This is a genomic window from Methylobacterium phyllosphaerae (assembly GCF_001936175.1).
In the GTDB taxonomy this organism is placed as follows: Bacteria; Pseudomonadota; Alphaproteobacteria; order Rhizobiales; family Beijerinckiaceae; genus Methylobacterium; species Methylobacterium fujisawaense.
Window position 1 is genome coordinate 1,749,579 of record NZ_CP015367.1, and the last position, 15,823, is coordinate 1,765,401.

The 15,823-nt window shown below is 70.0% G+C and carries 14 protein-coding genes; 4 read left to right on the forward strand and 10 right to left on the reverse strand.

What is annotated here, in order from left to right; translation table 11 throughout:
* Positions 1 to 98: 98 nt before the first annotated feature.
* Positions 99 to 818 carry a DNA repair protein RecO gene (recO, locus tag MCBMB27_RS07700; protein WP_075380173.1) on the reverse strand — a complete coding sequence of 240 codons (720 nt, stop codon included), beginning with the start codon at positions 816 to 818 and terminating at the stop codon, positions 99 to 101.
* A 131-nt stretch (positions 819 to 949) separates the two neighbouring features.
* Here recO and MCBMB27_RS07705 point away from each other — a divergent pair, with 131 nt between their 5' ends.
* Complete coding sequence (locus MCBMB27_RS07705) at positions 950 to 1,351, forward strand: hypothetical protein (RefSeq protein ID WP_043349603.1); 402 nt, start codon at positions 950 to 952, stop codon at positions 1,349 to 1,351.
* Positions 1,352 to 1,370: 19 nt separating this feature from the next.
* Complete coding sequence (locus tag MCBMB27_RS07710; RefSeq protein ID WP_075380174.1) at positions 1,371 to 2,066, forward strand: gamma-glutamylcyclotransferase; 696 nt, start codon at positions 1,371 to 1,373, stop codon at positions 2,064 to 2,066.
* 3 nt (positions 2,067 to 2,069) lie between these two features.
* Here MCBMB27_RS07710 and MCBMB27_RS30175 read toward each other — a convergent pair whose 3' ends face one another.
* Entirely contained in the window at positions 2,070 to 2,213 is a 144-nt protein-coding gene (locus MCBMB27_RS30175) for a hypothetical protein (RefSeq protein WP_164706385.1), read from the reverse strand.
* 175 nt (positions 2,214 to 2,388) lie between these two features.
* On the opposite strand from MCBMB27_RS30175, the gene MCBMB27_RS07715 reads away from it, so the two are divergent.
* Positions 2,389 to 3,012, forward strand: a complete 624-nt coding sequence (locus MCBMB27_RS07715) for a hypothetical protein (protein WP_043349609.1) — start codon at positions 2,389 to 2,391, stop codon at positions 3,010 to 3,012.
* On the opposite strand, the gene dnaE is transcribed toward MCBMB27_RS07715, so the two are convergent.
* A complete protein-coding gene (gene dnaE / locus MCBMB27_RS07720; RefSeq protein ID WP_075380175.1) occupies positions 3,009 to 6,527 on the reverse strand; it encodes a DNA polymerase III subunit alpha in 3,519 nt (1,172 codons plus the stop codon). The two genes, MCBMB27_RS07715 and dnaE, sit on opposite strands and share 4 nt — an antisense overlap.
* A 538-nt stretch (positions 6,528 to 7,065) precedes the next feature.
* Between dnaE and MCBMB27_RS07725 the strand changes: the two genes are divergently transcribed.
* Complete coding sequence (locus MCBMB27_RS07725) at positions 7,066 to 8,334, forward strand: glycosyltransferase (protein ID WP_043354256.1); 1,269 nt, start codon at positions 7,066 to 7,068, stop codon at positions 8,332 to 8,334.
* A 183-nt stretch (positions 8,335 to 8,517) separates the two neighbouring features.
* Here the strand turns inward: MCBMB27_RS07725 and MCBMB27_RS07730 are convergent, their stop codons facing one another.
* The 7 genes from MCBMB27_RS07730 to MCBMB27_RS07760 form a co-directional block, all read right to left on the reverse strand.
* On the reverse strand, positions 8,518 to 8,778 hold the full coding sequence (locus MCBMB27_RS07730) for a hypothetical protein (protein ID WP_043354255.1): 261 nt from the start codon (positions 8,776 to 8,778) through the stop codon (positions 8,518 to 8,520).
* A gap of 370 nt (positions 8,779 to 9,148) precedes the next feature.
* The gene (locus tag MCBMB27_RS07735; protein WP_043354253.1) at positions 9,149 to 9,862 is read right to left on the reverse strand and encodes an ABC transporter ATP-binding protein; all 714 of its coding nucleotides are present in this window, start codon (positions 9,860 to 9,862) and stop codon (positions 9,149 to 9,151) included.
* Positions 9,863 to 9,875: 13 nt separating this feature from the next.
* Positions 9,876 to 11,177: a lipoprotein-releasing ABC transporter permease subunit gene (locus MCBMB27_RS07740; protein ID WP_043381918.1), complete on the reverse strand. Its 1,302-nt coding sequence runs from the start codon at positions 11,175 to 11,177 to the stop codon at positions 9,876 to 9,878.
* A gap of 9 nt (positions 11,178 to 11,186) precedes the next feature.
* The gene (gene proS, locus MCBMB27_RS07745) at positions 11,187 to 12,512 is read right to left on the reverse strand and encodes a proline--tRNA ligase (protein ID WP_043354248.1); all 1,326 of its coding nucleotides are present in this window, start codon (positions 12,510 to 12,512) and stop codon (positions 11,187 to 11,189) included.
* A 657-nt stretch (positions 12,513 to 13,169) separates the two neighbouring features.
* Positions 13,170 to 13,496, reverse strand: a complete 327-nt coding sequence (locus MCBMB27_RS07750) for a DUF1467 family protein (RefSeq protein ID WP_043381913.1) — start codon at positions 13,494 to 13,496, stop codon at positions 13,170 to 13,172.
* A gap of 5 nt (positions 13,497 to 13,501) precedes the next feature.
* A complete protein-coding gene (gene mce / locus MCBMB27_RS07755) occupies positions 13,502 to 13,906 on the reverse strand; it encodes a methylmalonyl-CoA epimerase (RefSeq protein WP_043381911.1) in 405 nt (134 codons plus the stop codon).
* Between the two features lie 229 nt (positions 13,907 to 14,135).
* A complete protein-coding gene (locus tag MCBMB27_RS07760) occupies positions 14,136 to 15,809 on the reverse strand; it encodes a ribonuclease J (protein ID WP_043354241.1) in 1,674 nt (557 codons plus the stop codon).
* Positions 15,810 to 15,823: the final 14 nt, after the last annotated feature.

A 15,823-nucleotide genomic window follows, 5' to 3' on the forward strand; every position in this document is an offset into this window, starting at 1 on the left:
GATTCCGGGCTCCGCTTCGCGGCCCCGAAACGACGGGATGACACAGCCCGGGTTGAGCCGCGCTCAGACCCGGGCGCGATTAGAACATAGCGCGAACATTACCCGGCCTCGCGGCCGAGCGCAACGAATCGCGCCCGCTCCTCGGACGGCGCGAGGCCCCGAGGGCCCCAGACGTGCCGGTCGAGGAAGTACCCCGTCAAGGTAAACCCTTGGGCAACGCCGTCCGGACCCGGGGATCCGCCGGCGAGCAGGAAGGTTGGAAGCGCGAGAAGACGGTCCCGATAGGGCTCGCCCGCCGAGGCGCTGACCGCCCGGCCGCTCTTCGGCGAGACGTAGGCGAGGGCGTCGTTGCCGCCGGTGGCGGCGCAGGCTGTCAGGTCCAGGCCGAAACCGAGCTCCGACAGGATGGCCAACTCGAACCGCACCATCAGGGGCGGCGCGATGGCGGGGTCGTCGAGGTGCTCGACGAGGATCCCCGCCGCCGCGTAGAGCGCCGGATGCGGGTCGCGCTCGGGGAGGAGGCGCAGCAGCGCCGCGAGGTGTCCGATGCCGTATAGGGCCAGGCTCGATCCGATCAGCCGGGAGACCTGCGACTCGAGGGGCTCCACCACGTAGGCGCCGAGGCCCTCGTCGAGGCGCGCCCGCCAGGTCAGCCGGACCCGGTTGCCGGGCTGGAGCACCGGCTGCATCCGCCGCGAGCGTCCGCCATGGACGAGGCCGAGATGGCGTCCATGGGCCTCGGTCATCGCCTCCAGGATGACGCCGGTCTCCCCGTGCCGGCGCAGGCCGAGCACCAGGGCGTCGTCGGTCCATTGCATCGAACGTCGCGTCGTGAGGTGAAAGGGGCGCGGCGCGCGACGGGCGCGTGCCGCTCGTTCTCCTCATATAGGGACCCGCAGCCTTCGGCGCTGTCCAGCCTCAGGCAGCCTTGGCCGGTTAGCGAGGGCCGATGCCGCCCCGCGCCGCTCTTGCCATCATCTTCGCCCTCGCCTCCGCCGGCGCGCAGGCCGGGCCGCGCAAACCGAAGCCCGCGGCCGAGGACGTGCCCTCCCCGGCCCTCCTCCAGCGGATCGCCGCCCTGGCGCTCAAGCAGGTCGCCTTCGGTTCGGTCTCGCTGCTGCCGGTGCGGTTCGAGGGCAGCCGGATCGCCGGGCCGATCGCGGAGGGCGGCCGAGTGATCTACTGCGTGTCGGGCCGGATGTACGGCCGGACCTTCGGCAAGCCCGAGCGCCCGAAGGTGACGTTGCTCTACGAGGCCGACCGACTCACGGTGCTCGACGACGACGAGGTCTGCACCGGCCACCGCACCCGGCCCTTCCCCGAACTCGACGCGCTGGGCAACAAGCCGTGAGGCCGCTGCGTTGAGGGCCATGCCCTGCGCGCCCGCCCGCACCCTCGACCTCAGCCTCGACCTGATCGCCCGCGCGCATTCCGTCCCGGTCCCCGACGACCCGAGCGCCCTCGACGTGCTGTCGGATTCGGAGTTGCGCCCGGGCCTGGAGGCGATCGTCGCCGGGCGCGAGGGCTGCGATCTCTGGGTCTTCGCCTACGGCTCGCTGATGTGGAATCCGGAATTCGAGGTCGCCGAGCGCCGGATCGGGACGGTGCGCGGCTTCCACCGCCGGTTCTGCCTGCTGCAGCGCCGGTTCCGCGGCACGCCGGAGCGGCCGGGCTTCGTCCTGGCGCTGGACCGCGGCGGCCTCTGCCGGGGCGTCGTGTTCCGCCTGCCCGGGATGGAGATCCGCGAGGCGCTGATGCCGGTCTGGCGCCGGGAGATGCGGGGCCGGGGCTACGTCGCCCGCTGGCTGCCGGTCGCCACCGAGACCGGAACCGTGTCGGCGCTGACCTTCCTGGCCAACCGCGCCAGCGACCGCTACGCCGGCCGCCTCTCGGACGCCGAAATCGCGGAAAAGATCGCCGCCGCCTGCGGGCACAAGGGACCGAGCGCCGAATACCTGTTCCGGACCGTGGACGCCTGCGAGCGCCTCGGCATCCGCGACCGCCATCTCTGGAGTCTCCAGGCCCTTGTGGCCGCGCGGCTCAGGGCCTGTGCTCCGGGGGCGTGAGGTTCAGGTCCAGGCCCGCTTCATCACCACGGCGACACGTCCGCCCGCATGCTCGGCATCCGGGTTGCGCGGCTCCCGGATCCCGGGGGCGCGGCCGGTGGTGACGTAGACCAGCAGGGTGAGGGCGAGCAGGATCTTCGTGCGCATGGCGACGCTCAAGCTTGAGCGCCGGTGCATAGGATCGATCGCTTTTTAAGGAGTTGCTGCGCTGCACACTGACGGGATCGCGGCCCGGTTCCTGCGGACGTGGTGAAGGAAGGGTTGCGGGCCGGCCGCGATCGTCTATGCCGCCGGCCCGGGATGTCCACAGGTGGAGGATGAGATGCGGCTCCGGATCGGCGTAGCCCTGGCGGTCGTCGGCATCGCCGCCGTGGCTCTCCTGGCGGGGCCGCTGAGCCGCGGCGACAGGCTGTCCGACATCCTCACCGGGCGGACGCCGCTGCTCGCCGGCGGCACCCGGGCGCCCGGTGGCGGCGCGAACCTCACCGGCACCGCCGACCTGGGGACGGATCAGCGTCCGGCGACCCTTTACCTCGCCTGCGATCCGGGGGGGACCGGCCTGTCGGCGGCGCTGACGGTGCCGCGCTTCGCCGAGCTGGCGCCGCGCTTCGACTTCGCCGGGCTCGAAGGCTCCGGCAGCGCGACGCCGCTCACCGGCATCCTCGTCTCCAGTGCCGGCAGCGTGCGCTCCATGCGGATGCCCGTGCAGGGCGCGGCGACCGGGGCGGATTCGGGCTTCACCCTGACGGTGACGGGCGCCCGCCGCGGCGAGGATCCGCTGCGCGGCCTCGCCGTGGCGCTCACCCAGCCCGGCACCAAGCTCACCTGGACGCAGGCGAGCCCGCGCTCCGGCGATCCGGCCCTGACGGCGGTGTTCACGGTGGCGGAGAGCGACGCCGCCGCGCTGAAGGGCGCCCTCACCGGCTGCCTGGCGGCCCCGTTCTAGCTCACCTCCACCTGCACCACCCCCGGCACGGTCCGGAGCTGGCCGGCGAGCGTCGGCGTCGCCTGGAATTTGCCGGGCAGCCGGATCTCCACCTCGCGGCTGCCGCCATCGAGCTTGAGGATCAGCGACACCTCGCTCTCGCCGCGCATCGACAGGCGCTGCTGCACGGGGGCGACGCCGCGCGGGTCGCTCAGGTGGATGCGGATCCCCTTCTGGTGGCGGGCCACCGCCTGGTCGAGGGGCTCCGCGGTGAGGATCCGGGCGCGGACATCCTCGCCCTCCAAATTCGCCTGGAGCTGCAGCACCAGCGGGCGGCCCGGCTCCAGGATGTCGCGGTACTGGCCGAGCCCCTCGGAGAAGATGATCGCCTCGAAATGCGCGGTCCGGTCCGAGAGCGTGACGATGCCCATCTTGTTGCCGGTCTTGGTGCGCCGCTCCGCCCGGTCGAGCACGGAGGCCGCCACCCGGCCGACGCTGGAGGTCCCAGCCCGCACCGCGCGGCAGAAATCGGTCCAGCTCTGCACCCGCAGCTTGTCGAGCAGGTCGCCGTACTCATCCAGCGGATGACCGGAGATGAAGAACCCGATCGCCGCGTATTCCCGCTTCAACGTGTCGGCCATCGGCCAGATCTCGTGGGGCGGGATTCGCAGGGACACGTCGTCCGCCACCACGCCGCCGAACATGTCGGTGACGCCGGCCGATTCCGCCTCCGCCGCGCTGGCGGCGAGCTTCATCATCGGCTCCACCGCCGCGAAGGCGCGCGCCCGGTCCGGCTCGATGCAGTCGAGCGCCCCGGCCTGGACGAGGCTCTCCAGGGTGCGCTTGTTGATCTGCCGCGGGTTGAGGCGGCGGGCGAGGCAGGCCAGGTCCTTGAACGGCCGGTCGCCGCGGGCCTCCACCAGCGCCCGCACCGCCTCCCGGCCGACGCCCTTGATGGCGGCGAGCGCGTAGAAGATCTTGCCGTCGCGCACCTCGAACACCTCGCCGGAGGTGTTGATCGAGGGCGGCTCCACCGTGATCTTGAGGCGCTGGGCGTCCTGGCGGAATTCAGCGAGCTTGTCGGTGTTGTCGATGTCGAGGGTCATGGCGGCGGCCAGGAACTCGACCGGGAAGTTCGCCTTGAGATAGGCGGTCTGGTAGGTCAGCAGCGCGTAGGCCGCCGCGTGGCTCTTGTTGAAGCCGTAATCGGCGAACTTCGCCAGAAGGTCGAAGATCTCGTTGGCCTTGGCCTTGGTCAGCCCGCGCTCGGTGCAGCCCTTCAGGAACCGGTCGCGCTGCGCGTCCATCTCGGCGCGGATCTTCTTGCCCATGGCGCGCCGGAGCATGTCGGCCTCGCCGAGCGAGTAGCCTGCCAGGACCTTGGCGATCTCCATCACCTGTTCCTGGTAGACGATGATGCCGAAGGTCTCCTTCAGCATCGGCTCCAGCTTCGGATCCGGGTACCAGGACGCCTCGTTTCCGGCGTCGCGGCCGAGCTTGCGCTCGCAATAGACCGGGATGTTGGCCATTGGGCCCGGGCGGTAGAGGGCCACCAGCGCGATGATGTCCTCCAGCCGGTCGGCCTGCATTTCGCAGAGCGCCTTGCGCATGCCAGCCGATTCCACCTGGAACACGCCGACCGTCTCACCCCGGCCCATCGGCCCGTAGGTGTTCGGATCGTCGAGCGGCAGCGACGCGAGGTCGATCTCGATGCCGCGCTGCTTCAGGAGATCGGTGCAGCAGCGCAGCATGGTCAGGGTTTTGAGGCCCAGGAAGTCGAACTTCACCAGCCCGGCCTGCTCGACCCACTTCATGTTGAACTGGGTCACCCGCATGCCGGTCTTCGGGTCGCGGTAGAGCGGGACCAGCTCCTCCAGGGGCCGGTCGCCGATCACCACGCCGGCCGCGTGGGTCGAGGCGTGGCGGTGCAGGCCCTCCAGCTTCTTGGCGATGTCGATGAGCCGGCCGACGATGGGCTCCTCCTCCATGGCCTGCTGGAGCTTGGGCTCGCCCTCAATCGCCTGGGCGAGCGTCACCGGGTTGGCGGGGTTCTGGGGCACCAGCTTGGTCAGCTTGTCGACCTGCCCGTAGGGCATCTCCAGCACGCGGCCGACATCGCGCAGCACGCCGCGGGCGAGCAGGGTGCCGAAGGTGATGATCTGCCCGACCTGCCCCTCGCCGTAGCGCTGCTGCACGTAGCGGATCACCCGCTCGCGGCCCTCGACGCAGAAGTCGATGTCGAAATCCGGCATCGAGACGCGCTCGGGGTTGAGGAAGCGCTCGAACAGCAGGCCGAAGCGCAGCGGGTCGAGGTCGGTGATCAGAAGCGACCACGCCACCAGCGAGCCGGCGCCGGAGCCGCGGCCCGGACCGACGGGGATGTCGTGGTCCTTGGCCCACTTGATGAAGTCCGAGACGATCAGGAAGTAGCCCGGGAACTTCATCGACACGATGACGTCGAGTTCGAAGGCGAGGCGCTTGCGGTAATCCTCCTCCGAGAAGCCCGGCGCCGTGCCGTGCTGCTTCAGGCGCAGCTCCAGCCCGGCCTCGGCCTGCCGGCGCAACTCGGTCGGCTCGTCGGCCGAGACCGCCTGCACGCCCGTGTCCGCCGCCTCCGCCAGGGCCTCCGCCATGGGAGGCGTCTCGCCCGCCGCCACGGCGCCGAAATTCGGCAGGATCGGCTTGCGGGTCCGCGCCCGCACGGCGCAGCGCATGGCGATCTCGACGGTGGCCTGGAGCGCGTCCGGCAGATCGCGGAACAGCGCGGCCATCTCGGCGCGGGTCTTGAAGGCGTGGCTCGGCGTCAGCCGGCGGCGGCGCTCGTCGGAGACGACGCGACCCTCCGCGATGGCCAGCAGGGCATCGTGGGCGTCGTAATCGTCGGGCTTGGCGAAGTAGGGCTCGTTGGTGGCGACGATCCCGAGGCCGTGGCGGCCGGCAAGGTCGAGAAGTGCGGTCTCGACCCGTCCCTCTTCGGGCAGGCCGTGGCGCTGCAACTCGACGTAGAGCCGGTCCTCGCCGAATGCCTCCTTGAGCCGCTGCAGGCGGCCGAGGGCCAGTTCCGGCCGCCCGGCCCGGAGGGCGGCATCGAGGGGCCCTGACAGGCCGCCGGTGAGGGCGATCAGTCCCTCCGAGGCTCCGACGAGGGCTGCGGCGTCCAGGCGCGGCGCTTCGCCGAGCGCCGTGTCGAAATAGGCGCGGCTCGCCAGCCGCAGCAGGTTGGCGTAGCCGGCCTCGTCCTGGGCCAGGAGCACGATGCCATGGTGCGTCGGCGCCTGGCGCTGGTGCGGATCCGCGGCCTCGAACGCCACCGAGAGCTGGATGCCGGCGATCGGCTGGACGCCCTCGCCGGCCGCCTTCTCGGAGAATTCGAGCGCCCCGAACAGGTTGTTGGTGTCGGTCAGCGCCAGGGCGGGCTGCCGGTCGGCGACCGCGGCCTTGATCAGGGAGCCGACCTTCAGCGCCCCTTCGAGCAGGGAATAGGACGAGTGGACGTGGAGGTGGACGAATCCGACCTCCTTTAGCTGGCGTGGCATGGCCGACCTTGTTCCGGGGTCGGCCAGCATCCCCGCTCGCCGGCTCCAAGTCGACGTGTGCCGGGCCGACGAAAGGCGATATCCACCGGTCGTGCCCCGGAAGCACCAGTTCGGGCCAGGCCTGTGGATTATCGGCCGCGCCGGGCGGATCGCCTGTGCATAACCCGCCCATCGCAGGAACCGGGGGCGCCTTGGAAAAATCCGGCTAACGAACCGGTGCCAAGGCTATCGCCCAGGCGCCGACCGCCGCGAACAACAGCCCGAACGCCATGAACTCGACCATCCCGGTCAGGACCAACCGCTTCAGCATCGATCTGCCTCCCGTGTTCCGGTCCTAGTATGTTCATGTTTTGTTCCAATGGAAGGGCGTTCGGGCCACAAACCGGCGCCCGCTTATCGGTACAGTAAAAAGTGTCTTGATGCGGATCGGGCGGGCTGGCATGCCCCGCCTTCGAGACGAGCTCGTCACCGCTTGGGGGGTTCGAAGGAGTAAGCCATTCCCGCGCACCGGACGGTCGAACGGTTCGACGTCGCCCTCGTGGCCGTCGGCACGCACGGTGACGTGCTGCCGTTCATCGCGCTGGGTCACGAACTCCTGAAGCGCGGTCACGGCGTCTCGCTGGCGGCCCCGGCGCCCTTCGAGGCGATGGCCCGCCGGGCCGGACTCGCCTTCCAGCCCCTGGGTACGGTCGCGGATTACGAGGCGGTGATCCGCCAGCCGGATCTGTGGCACCCGCAGCAGGGCTTCCGCCCGATGTTCGATTACGCCCTGCAGGTGGCCGAGCCGGCCTGCCTGTGGCTCGGTGCGACCCGCGCCCGGGGGATCGATCTGCGGGTGGTCGCCTCGCCGCTGGGTTGGGGCGCCCGGCTCGCGCAGGATCTGTATGATCTCCCGACCGCGACGCTGCACGTCATGCCGTTCCTGATCGAGAGCCGGTACGATCCGCCGCGCCTGCCGGGCCTGCCGCTGCCGCGCGTCCTGCCGGCCTCCCTGCGGGCCTACGTGAATCTCGGCGTCGACAAGGTGGCGGTCGGCCCGTTCACGCTGCCGCCGCTCAACGCCCTGCGGGCCCGCCTCGGCCTCGATCCGGTCTACCGGCTGCGTCACTGGTGGAACAGCCCGACCGGCATGCTCCTCATGTTCCCCGACTGGTACGCGGAGCCGCAGGCCGACTGGCCGGGTCAGGCGGTGCAACTCGGCTTCCCGCTGGTCGACCGGTTCGGCGACGTGGCGGCCATGCCGCCGGAGCTGGAGGCGTTCCTCGCGGCGGGCGACCCGCCGATCGTGTTCACCTACGGCTCGGCCATGCGCCAGGGGGCCGGCTTCTTTGCCACCGCGGTGCGGCTGTGCCGGCGGATGAACCGGCGCGGCGTCCTGCTCGCTCCCCAGGGCGGCCAGATCCCGAAGCCGCTTCCGGCCGGGATCATCCACCTGCCCTACGCGCCCCTGAGCGCCCTGTTGCCGCGCAGCGCGGCCCTGGTTCATCACGGGGGCGTCGGCACGGTGGCGCAGGCTTTGGCCGCGGGGATCCCGCAGCTCGTGGTGCCCGTGGCTTTCGACCATTTCGACGAGGGGCGGCGGCTGAAGGACCGCGATCTCGGCGCCACCCTGAGCCGCCGCGCCTTCCGTCCCGCACGGGCGGCGCGGGTGCTGGGCCGGCTGCTCGCCGATCCCGCCGTGGCGCGGGCCTGCGCGGCGGCCCGGGCACGGATGGCGGGGAGCTCCGACGCCATCATCGACGCCTGCGACTACGTCGAGAGACTGATGCCGACCGAGGCCGGTTCCGGCCCCTCCGTCGCTCCCTGACCGCACCGGTCGCGCGGGGCGGCCCGAACGCGAGCGGCGCCGCCCCGGGGGGGGGCGGCGCCGTCTGCTTACTGGCCGAGCAGAGTCGTGGCCGAGCCGACGAGCGTCATGAGCAGGCCGCTCACGAAGGCACCGATCATGACGTAGGAGAGAGCCTTCAGCTTCATCTGTCCTCGCGTCGGATCAGCAGCGGTAACCGCCGGCGGTCTGGCCGTACTGCTTCACCGGCCGGGTCTGCTGATCGGCGTTGCCTTCGGCGGCCGAGCTCATCGGGCAGCCCACGTAGTTGGGATTGTCGTGGACACCGAGGCCGAGGGAGCCGGTCGTCTCAACCTCGTAGGGAGCGAAGCCGGTCCAGCGCGCGCCGTTCTCCGCCAGAGCGGACGAGATCGGAGCGGCACCAAGAACAAGAGCAGTGACGGCGGCGGCGATACGGGTCTTCATGGCAGGGCTCCAGAGATCACGCAGTACAGGCCGGTTGTTCGGCTCTGTTTTATCTAGCGTGATGATAAGATAGGGAGCCGGTGTCTTCCGTGACGTGACTCGCCGCACGCGACGGGACGGATTAAAAATCGTGTGCATTTATGGACGCGTGAAGCCAGGCATGGACTTCGCCGACGGCGCGGGCGGGGCGAACCGCGGGGTTGAAGGACCGCCCGCATGGCGCGTTGGGGGTGACGTCCGGGCGCACGAAGTCCGCCGCCGCCTTGACCGGAAGCGATCTTGAGCCGAGCCCGTCCGCGTCGATGCGCGCGGCGCCGCGCGCGCCGATCCGCGGACACACGGGACGGTCCGTGCGGACGCGTCGCCGGACTCAGTCGAGCTGCGTGATCAGCCCGTCGCGGATGGTCACCCGCCGGTCCATCCGGGCGGCCAGCTCGAGGTTGTGGGTTGCGACCAGAGCGGCGAGGCCCGAGGCGCGGACCAGCGCCATCAGGACCGAGAAGACGTGGCCTGCCGTCCCGGGGTCGAGATTGCCGGTGGGCTCGTCGGCCAGCAGGAGGCGCGGGCCGTTGGCCACCGCCCGCGCGATGGCGACGCGCTGCTGCTCGCCGCCCGACAGCTCGGCCGGGCGGTGCGGGAGCCGTTCCTTGAGGCCCAGGAAGCTCAGGAGTTCCGTGGCGCGGGCCTTCGCCTCCGGACCCTTCAGACCGCGGATGAGCTGCGGCATCACCACGTTCTCCAGGGCGGAGAATTCCGGCAGGAGATGATGGAACTGGTAGACGAAGCCCATCTCCTCGCGCCGCAGACGGGTGCGCTCGGCATCGGCCATCGCCGCGGTGGGATGGCCGCCGATAAAGATCTCGCCCCCATCCGGCCGCTCCAGAAGGCCGGCCAGATGCAGCAGGGTCGATTTGCCGGCGCCCGACGGCGCCACCAGCGCCACCAGTTCCCCCGGCCAGATCGCGAGGTCAGCCCCGCGCAGGATCTCCAGGGCACCTTCGGCCTGGGGATAGCGCCGCTCGACGCGGGAAAAGAACAGGGCCGGGACCGGCTGGTCGCCGGTTGTCTGGCTCGACTCGCTCATCGGATGCGGCCCGTCAGCCGTAGCGGAGGGCCTGCACCGGATCGAGCCGGGCGGCGCGCCAGGAGGGATACAGCGTCGCCGCGAGCGACAGCAGCAGGGACGTGATCACCACGGCGGTGATCTCCTTCGGATTCATCTGGGCCGGGATCTCGGCGAGGAATCGCACGGTCGGATCCCAGGCGCCGGGAAACAGCACGTGCTGGATCGGCTTGATGTTCAGGGTGATCAGGACGCCCAGCGCCAGCCCGCTCAGCGTTCCGACGACGCCGATCAGGGCGCCGTTGATGAGGAACACCCGCATGATCGTGCCGGGCGTCGCCCCCATGGTCCGCAGGATCGCGATGTCGCTCGACTTGTCGCGCACCAGCAGGATCAGGCCGGAGACGATGTTGAGCGTCGCCACCACGACGATCAGGCTGAGGATCAGGAACATCACGTTCCGCTCCACCTCCAGGGCCCCGAAGAAGGTCCGGTTGCGCTGGCGCCAGTCGGTGAGCAGGATCGGGCGCTCGGCCGCCATCTCTAGGGGCTCGCGCATGTCGCCGACATGATCGGGATCGTCGACATAGATCTCGATCATGCTGACGTCGCCGTCCCTGTTGAAGAACGCCTGCGCCTCGGCCAGGGGCATGAACACGAAGGTCTGGTCGAACTCGGTCATGCCGACCTCGAACACCGCCTTGACCGTGTAGCTCTTGGTCCGCGGCGCCGTTCCGAAGGGCGTCGACGAGCCCTTGGGCGTCACCAGCGTGATCGTATCTCCGGCCTGCAGGCCGAGGGTGTCGGCGAGCCGCCGGCCGATCAGCACGCCCGTGCCGTCGTCGAAGCCCTCCAGGGTGCCCCCGCGGATCGCCGAGGATACCGCCGCCAGGGCGTCGAGGTCGGCGGCCCTTACGCCGCGGATGATCACGCCGGAGCCGCCATATTGCGACGACGCGAAGGCCTGGCCCTCCACCAGCGGCACCGCGGCGCGCACGCCCGCGACCTTCGACAGGCGCTCCGACAGGTCGGTCCAATCGTTGAACGGCCGGTCGATCGGGGTGGCGAACAGGTGACCGTTGATGCCCACGATCTTCGAGAGCAGCTCCGCCCGGAAGCCGTTCATCACCGACAGGACGATGATCAGCGTGGCGACACCCAGCGCGATGCCCAGTACCGAGAAGAACGCCACCACCGAGACGCCGCCGCCCCGTCGGCGGGCGCGCAGGTAGCGGCCGGCGAGGATCCACTCGAACGGTGCGAACGGGGCAGTGGTGCCCGCACGGAACGACGCCGCGAAGGTCCTGACCCGGTCCAGCGCCGCTGATGCCGCCATCGGCACGCCTCAGACGCGCCGGATGCGTGCCAGCAGATCGACGATGGCGAGGCTCTCGCGCTCGCCCCCGGCACGCCGCTTCAGCTCGACCTTGCCCTCCGCCAAGCCCTTCGGCCCGACGATCACGTGCCAGGGCAGGCCGATCAGGTCCGCGGTGGCAAACTTGGCGCCGGGGCGCTCGTCGCGGTCGTCGTAGAGCACCGACAGGCCGGCGGTCTCGAGATCCGACTGGATCTGCGCGCAGGCGGCATCGGTGCCGGCATCGCCGACCTTCAGATTGATCAGGGCCACGTCGAACGGCGCGACCGAATCCGGCCAGATGATGCCGGCCTCGTCGTGGCTCGCCTCGATGATCGCCGCCACCAGCCGGCTCGGACCGATGCCGTAGGAGCCCATATGGACCGGCCGCTCGATCCCGTCCGGCCCGGCGACCTTGGCGCCCATCGGCTCGGAATACTTGGTGCCGAAATAGAAGATGTGCCCGACCTCGATGCCGCGTGCCGCGAGGCGGCTGTCCTCCGCAACCTCCGCAAAGGCCTCCGGCTCGTGCATCTCCTCGGTGGCCGCGTAGTGCGAGGTCCAGGCATCGACGATGCCCTGGAGGGCGGCGACGTCGTCGAAATCCACGGTCTCCGGCGGGATGTCGAAGTCGAGATAGGCCTTGTCGCAGAAGACCTCGCTCTCGCCGGTCTTGGCCAGGATGATGAACTCGTGGGACAGATCACCGCCGATGGGGCCGGTATCGGCGCGCATCGGGATCGCCTTGAGGCCGAGCCCGGCGAAGGTGCGCAGGTAGGCGACGAACATCCGGTTGTAGGCGTGGCGGGCGCCGGCCTGGTCGAAATCGAACGAGTAGGCGTCCTTCATCAGGAACTCGCGGGAGCGCATCGTGCCGAAGCGCGGCCGCACCTCGTCGCGGAACTTCCACGAGATCTGGTAGAGGTTCTTGGGCAGGTCCTTGTAGGAGCGCACGCTCGCCCGGAAGATCTCGGTGACCATCTCCTCGGCGGTGGGGCCGTAGAGCATCTCGCGCTCGTGCCGGTCCTTCAGGCGCAGCATCTCCTTGCCGTAGGCGTCGTAGCGGCCGGATTCCCGCCACAGCTCGGCGGATTGCACCGTCGGCATCAGGATCTCGATGGCGCCGGAACGGTCCTGCTCCCGCCGGATCACCGCGCAGACCCGCTCCAGCACCCGCAGGCCGAGCGGCAGCCACGCGTAGATGCCGGCCGACTCCTGACGCACCAGGCCGGCGCGCAGCATCAGCCGATGCGAGACGATCTCGGCTTCCTTGGGCGTCTCGCGCAAGGTCGGCATGAAATAGCGGGAGAGACGCATGTCGTCAGAGTCTTGGAAGAGGATCGGCCGGGAGGAGCCGCGGCGCGCCGGCACACAACACGCCGGAGACGCAAATTACAAGCACTGCGCGACCACGGCGGGGCGTAATCGCGGCGAACCGGAGGCGGCGGCCCGGCCGCGGTTGGGCCGCTGCCTAGGCGGAAAGCGGTATGCCCATTTGCCGGCAAGAAAGCGCAGATTTTTCTCGCAGACCCGGTGACAACACGAATTGTTGTTCCTATAAGCGTCCGGCGATGTTTGCGACGCCCGGAAGAGGTGGCGCAAGGTCCGAGTCTCGGGAGGAAAAGCGACCGCTCCGCAGCCAATGCGTGGGATATTCAAAGGTCGAGCCATTGAAGCTTGAAAGCAAGGCCTCGGGCCTTGCTTTTTTTATTCTTGGCGGCGGGGTGCGTTGCTCCGTCCACCGGGCGCTTGTCGAGGGACAGCGCTGAAGGCCGCCGGAGGCGACCCGTTCAGCACCGAGAGCCGGGCGGGTCCCGACCCTTCGACCCCCGGGAGACAAATGGTCGCCGTCAGACCGCTGCGTGCGGCGGGCCTATCCCTCCGATGACGTCCCGCACGCATTGCCCGGAGGCGTGAGCCCGGGCATGGGCCTGTCTTACCGCGAGCTCGGAGAAACCCCCGGCCTGAGCCGTCCTACAGCCCGGCCAGGGGGAACACCGCCAGGGCGATCAGGAAAGCGGCCCCTGCGACCAGCGTCGTCCAGATGGCCTTCTCGCGCAGCCGCGGCGCCGCCGGAGCGCCGGGATCCTGGCCCGGGACCACGTGGGTGGGCCGCGTCTCGGGCTGGTTGCGCAGGGGCAGGACCGCGAAGAGCAGCGTCCACCAGACCACGAAGTAAAGGGCGATCGCGCCGCCCACCGTCAGCTTGAACAGGCTCACCGCCGCGGCCACGAAGGCGGCGATCAGCACGGTGATCACCGCCAGGGTCACCGGCGTCGAGCGGGCCAGGCTGTGCATCATCCGGCTCACACCTGCTCCAGCTCGACCAGGGTTCCCAGGAAGTCCTTGGGGTGAAGGAACAGGACCGGCTTGCCGTGGGCTCCGATCCGCGGCTCGCCGGTGCCGAGGACCCGGGCGCCCTGGGCCTTGAGCTTGTCGCGGGCGGCCAGGATGTCGTCGACCTCGTAGCAGACGTGGTGGATTCCACCGCCCGGGTTGCGGGCCACGAAGGCTTCGATCGGCGAGCCCTCCCCGAGGGGGGACATCAGCTCGATCTTGCTGTTCGGCAACTCGACGAACACGACCGTGACACCGTGCTCCGGCTGCGGGAGCGGCGGGGTGATCGTGGCGCCGAGCGTGTCGCGATAGACCGCGCAGGCGGCGTCGAGATCCTGTACGGCGATGGCCACGTGATTGAGACGGCCGATCATGTTGCTTCCTCCCCGTTCGCGTACCGATCGGCAGGCCGCTGCTTCCAGGCGCACCCTCATCCTCGGGCCTGCGCGAGCCGCCGCGAAGGCGCCCGCCAAGGAACGCCCCGAGGAACGCGCCAAGGATCGCGCGTCCCGCTGGAGGGCGCCCCTGAGACCCCCTGTGCAGGGGTCTCAGGATGAGGGTCTGGACCGGACCTGCCGTGGTCCGTTCGTCTGTCGTCGTAGCTTAAACTTCGACCACCTGCACGTGGCAGGCGGGCTTCTTGCCCCAGACCTCGTTGACCGCGGTGCGCACCGCCCGGTCGACCGTCTTCTCGACGCTCTCCGAGTCCTTGAGCTTGCCCCGCGACATCCCCGACAGGGTGCGGGAGACCGCATCCACGACCGTTTCGATCAACGGCTCGCCGGACCGGCCGCGGTTCGGCAGGCCGATGATGTCCACCGCCGGCTCGCCGAGAACCACGCCGTCCTCGTCGATGGCGATCGCCACCGAGACCAGGCCGGCCTGCATGAGCTTGCGCCGTTCCGGGATCGCCCGGTCCTTCTCGTCGATCAGGACGTCGCCGTCCTTGAACAGCCGGCCGGCCTTCACGTGGTCGACCACCGCCGGCGTGCCGGGGCTCAGGCGGATCAGGCTGCCGTTGCGGGCCTTGACCACGTTCTGCACGCCCTGCGCCCTGGCGAAGCGGGCATGCTCGTCGAGGTGCAGGGCCTCGCCGTGGACCGGGATCGCCGTGCCGGGACGGGTCCACTTGTACATCTCGACCATCTCGTCCCGGCGCGGGTGGCCGGAGACGTGGACGAGGTCGGTGCGGTCGGTGATCACCTCGACGCCCTGCTCGATCAGGTCGTTGATGATCGATCCGACATCGCGCTCGTTGCCGGGAATGGCGCGCGAGGAGAAGATCACCTGATCACCGGCGGTGAGGCTGATATCCGGATGGTCCCGGCGGGAGACCCGGGCCAACGCCGCCCGCGGCTCGCCCTGCGATCCGGTGAGCAGGGCCACGACCCGCTCCCGCGGCAGGCTCTTCCAGGAATCGGCGCGGCGGAATTCCGGCAGGCCGTCGAGGTAGCCACATTCGCGGGCCACATCGATCACCCGGTCCATGGCGCGGCCGACTGCGATGACCTCGCGGCCGCAGGCGACGGCGGCTTCGGCGACCGCGCGGATGCGGGCGACGTTCGACGCGAAGGTGGTCACCGCGACCCGGTGGGGGGCGTCCGCGATCAGCGTCTTGAGGGTCTCGGCCACGGTCTTCTCGCTGGGCGAGAAGCCCTCGCGCACGACGTTGGTCGAGTCGCAGACGATGGCGAGGATACCCTCGTCGCCGAGCGCCGTGAACGCCTCCGGCGAGGTGACCGAGCCGGCCACCGGGGTCGGGTCGATCTTCCAGTCGCCGGTGTGGAGCACGAGGCCCGCGGCGGTGCGGATCGCGATGGCGTTCGATTCCGGGATCGAGTGCGAGACCGGCACATACTCGAGCTCGAACGGTCCGACGGTCACACGCCGGCCGGGCTTGACCTCACGCAGCTCGACCTTCGGGGCGCCGGGCTCGGAGAGGCGCCGGGTCTCCAGCAGGTTCTTGGCGAAACGGGTCGCGTAGACCGGGACCTTGAGCCGGGGCCACAGCTCCGAGATCGCCCCGATATGGTCCTCGTGCGCGTGGGTGATGAAGATCCCCAGCAGGTCCTTGCGCCGCTCCTCGATGAAGGAGAGGTCGGGGAACATCAGGTCCACTCCCGGCATCTGCTCCTCGCCGGCGAAGCCCATGCCGCAATCGACCATGATCCATTTCCGGCCCTTCTCCGGGCCGAACCCGTAGAGCGCCGCATTCATTCCGATCTCGCCCACGCCGCCGAGCGGCAGGAAGACCAGCTCCTCCTGTCCCATTGCCATCTGTCGTCGTCCAA

Excerpts from the sequence above, each read along its gene's own strand:
- recO (WP_075380173.1), bottom strand. The coding sequence starts at position 818 with ATGCAATGGACCGACGACGCCCTGGTGCTCGGCCTGCGCCGGCACGGG.
- MCBMB27_RS07705 (WP_043349603.1), top strand. The coding sequence starts at position 950 with ATGCCGCCCCGCGCCGCTCTTGCCATCATCTTCGCCCTCGCCTCCGCC.
- MCBMB27_RS07710 (WP_075380174.1), top strand. The coding sequence starts at position 1,371 with ATGCCCTGCGCGCCCGCCCGCACCCTCGACCTCAGCCTCGACCTGATC.
- MCBMB27_RS30175 (WP_164706385.1), bottom strand. The coding sequence starts at position 2,213 with ATGCGCACGAAGATCCTGCTCGCCCTCACCCTGCTGGTCTACGTCACC.
- MCBMB27_RS07715 (WP_043349609.1), top strand. The coding sequence starts at position 2,389 with ATGCGGCTCCGGATCGGCGTAGCCCTGGCGGTCGTCGGCATCGCCGCC.
- dnaE (WP_075380175.1), bottom strand. The coding sequence starts at position 6,527 with ATGCCACGCCAGCTAAAGGAGGTCGGATTCGTCCACCTCCACGTCCAC.
- MCBMB27_RS07730 (WP_043354255.1), bottom strand. The coding sequence starts at position 8,778 with ATGAAGACCCGTATCGCCGCCGCCGTCACTGCTCTTGTTCTTGGTGCC.
- MCBMB27_RS07735 (WP_043354253.1), bottom strand. The coding sequence starts at position 9,862 with ATGAGCGAGTCGAGCCAGACAACCGGCGACCAGCCGGTCCCGGCCCTG.
- MCBMB27_RS07740 (WP_043381918.1), bottom strand. The coding sequence starts at position 11,177 with ATGGCGGCATCAGCGGCGCTGGACCGGGTCAGGACCTTCGCGGCGTCG.
- proS (WP_043354248.1), bottom strand. The coding sequence starts at position 12,512 with ATGCGTCTCTCCCGCTATTTCATGCCGACCTTGCGCGAGACGCCCAAG.
- MCBMB27_RS07750 (WP_043381913.1), bottom strand. The coding sequence starts at position 13,496 with ATGATGCACAGCCTGGCCCGCTCGACGCCGGTGACCCTGGCGGTGATC.
- mce (WP_043381911.1), bottom strand. The coding sequence starts at position 13,906 with ATGATCGGCCGTCTCAATCACGTGGCCATCGCCGTACAGGATCTCGAC.
- MCBMB27_RS07760 (WP_043354241.1), bottom strand. The coding sequence starts at position 15,809 with ATGGCAATGGGACAGGAGGAGCTGGTCTTCCTGCCGCTCGGCGGCGTG.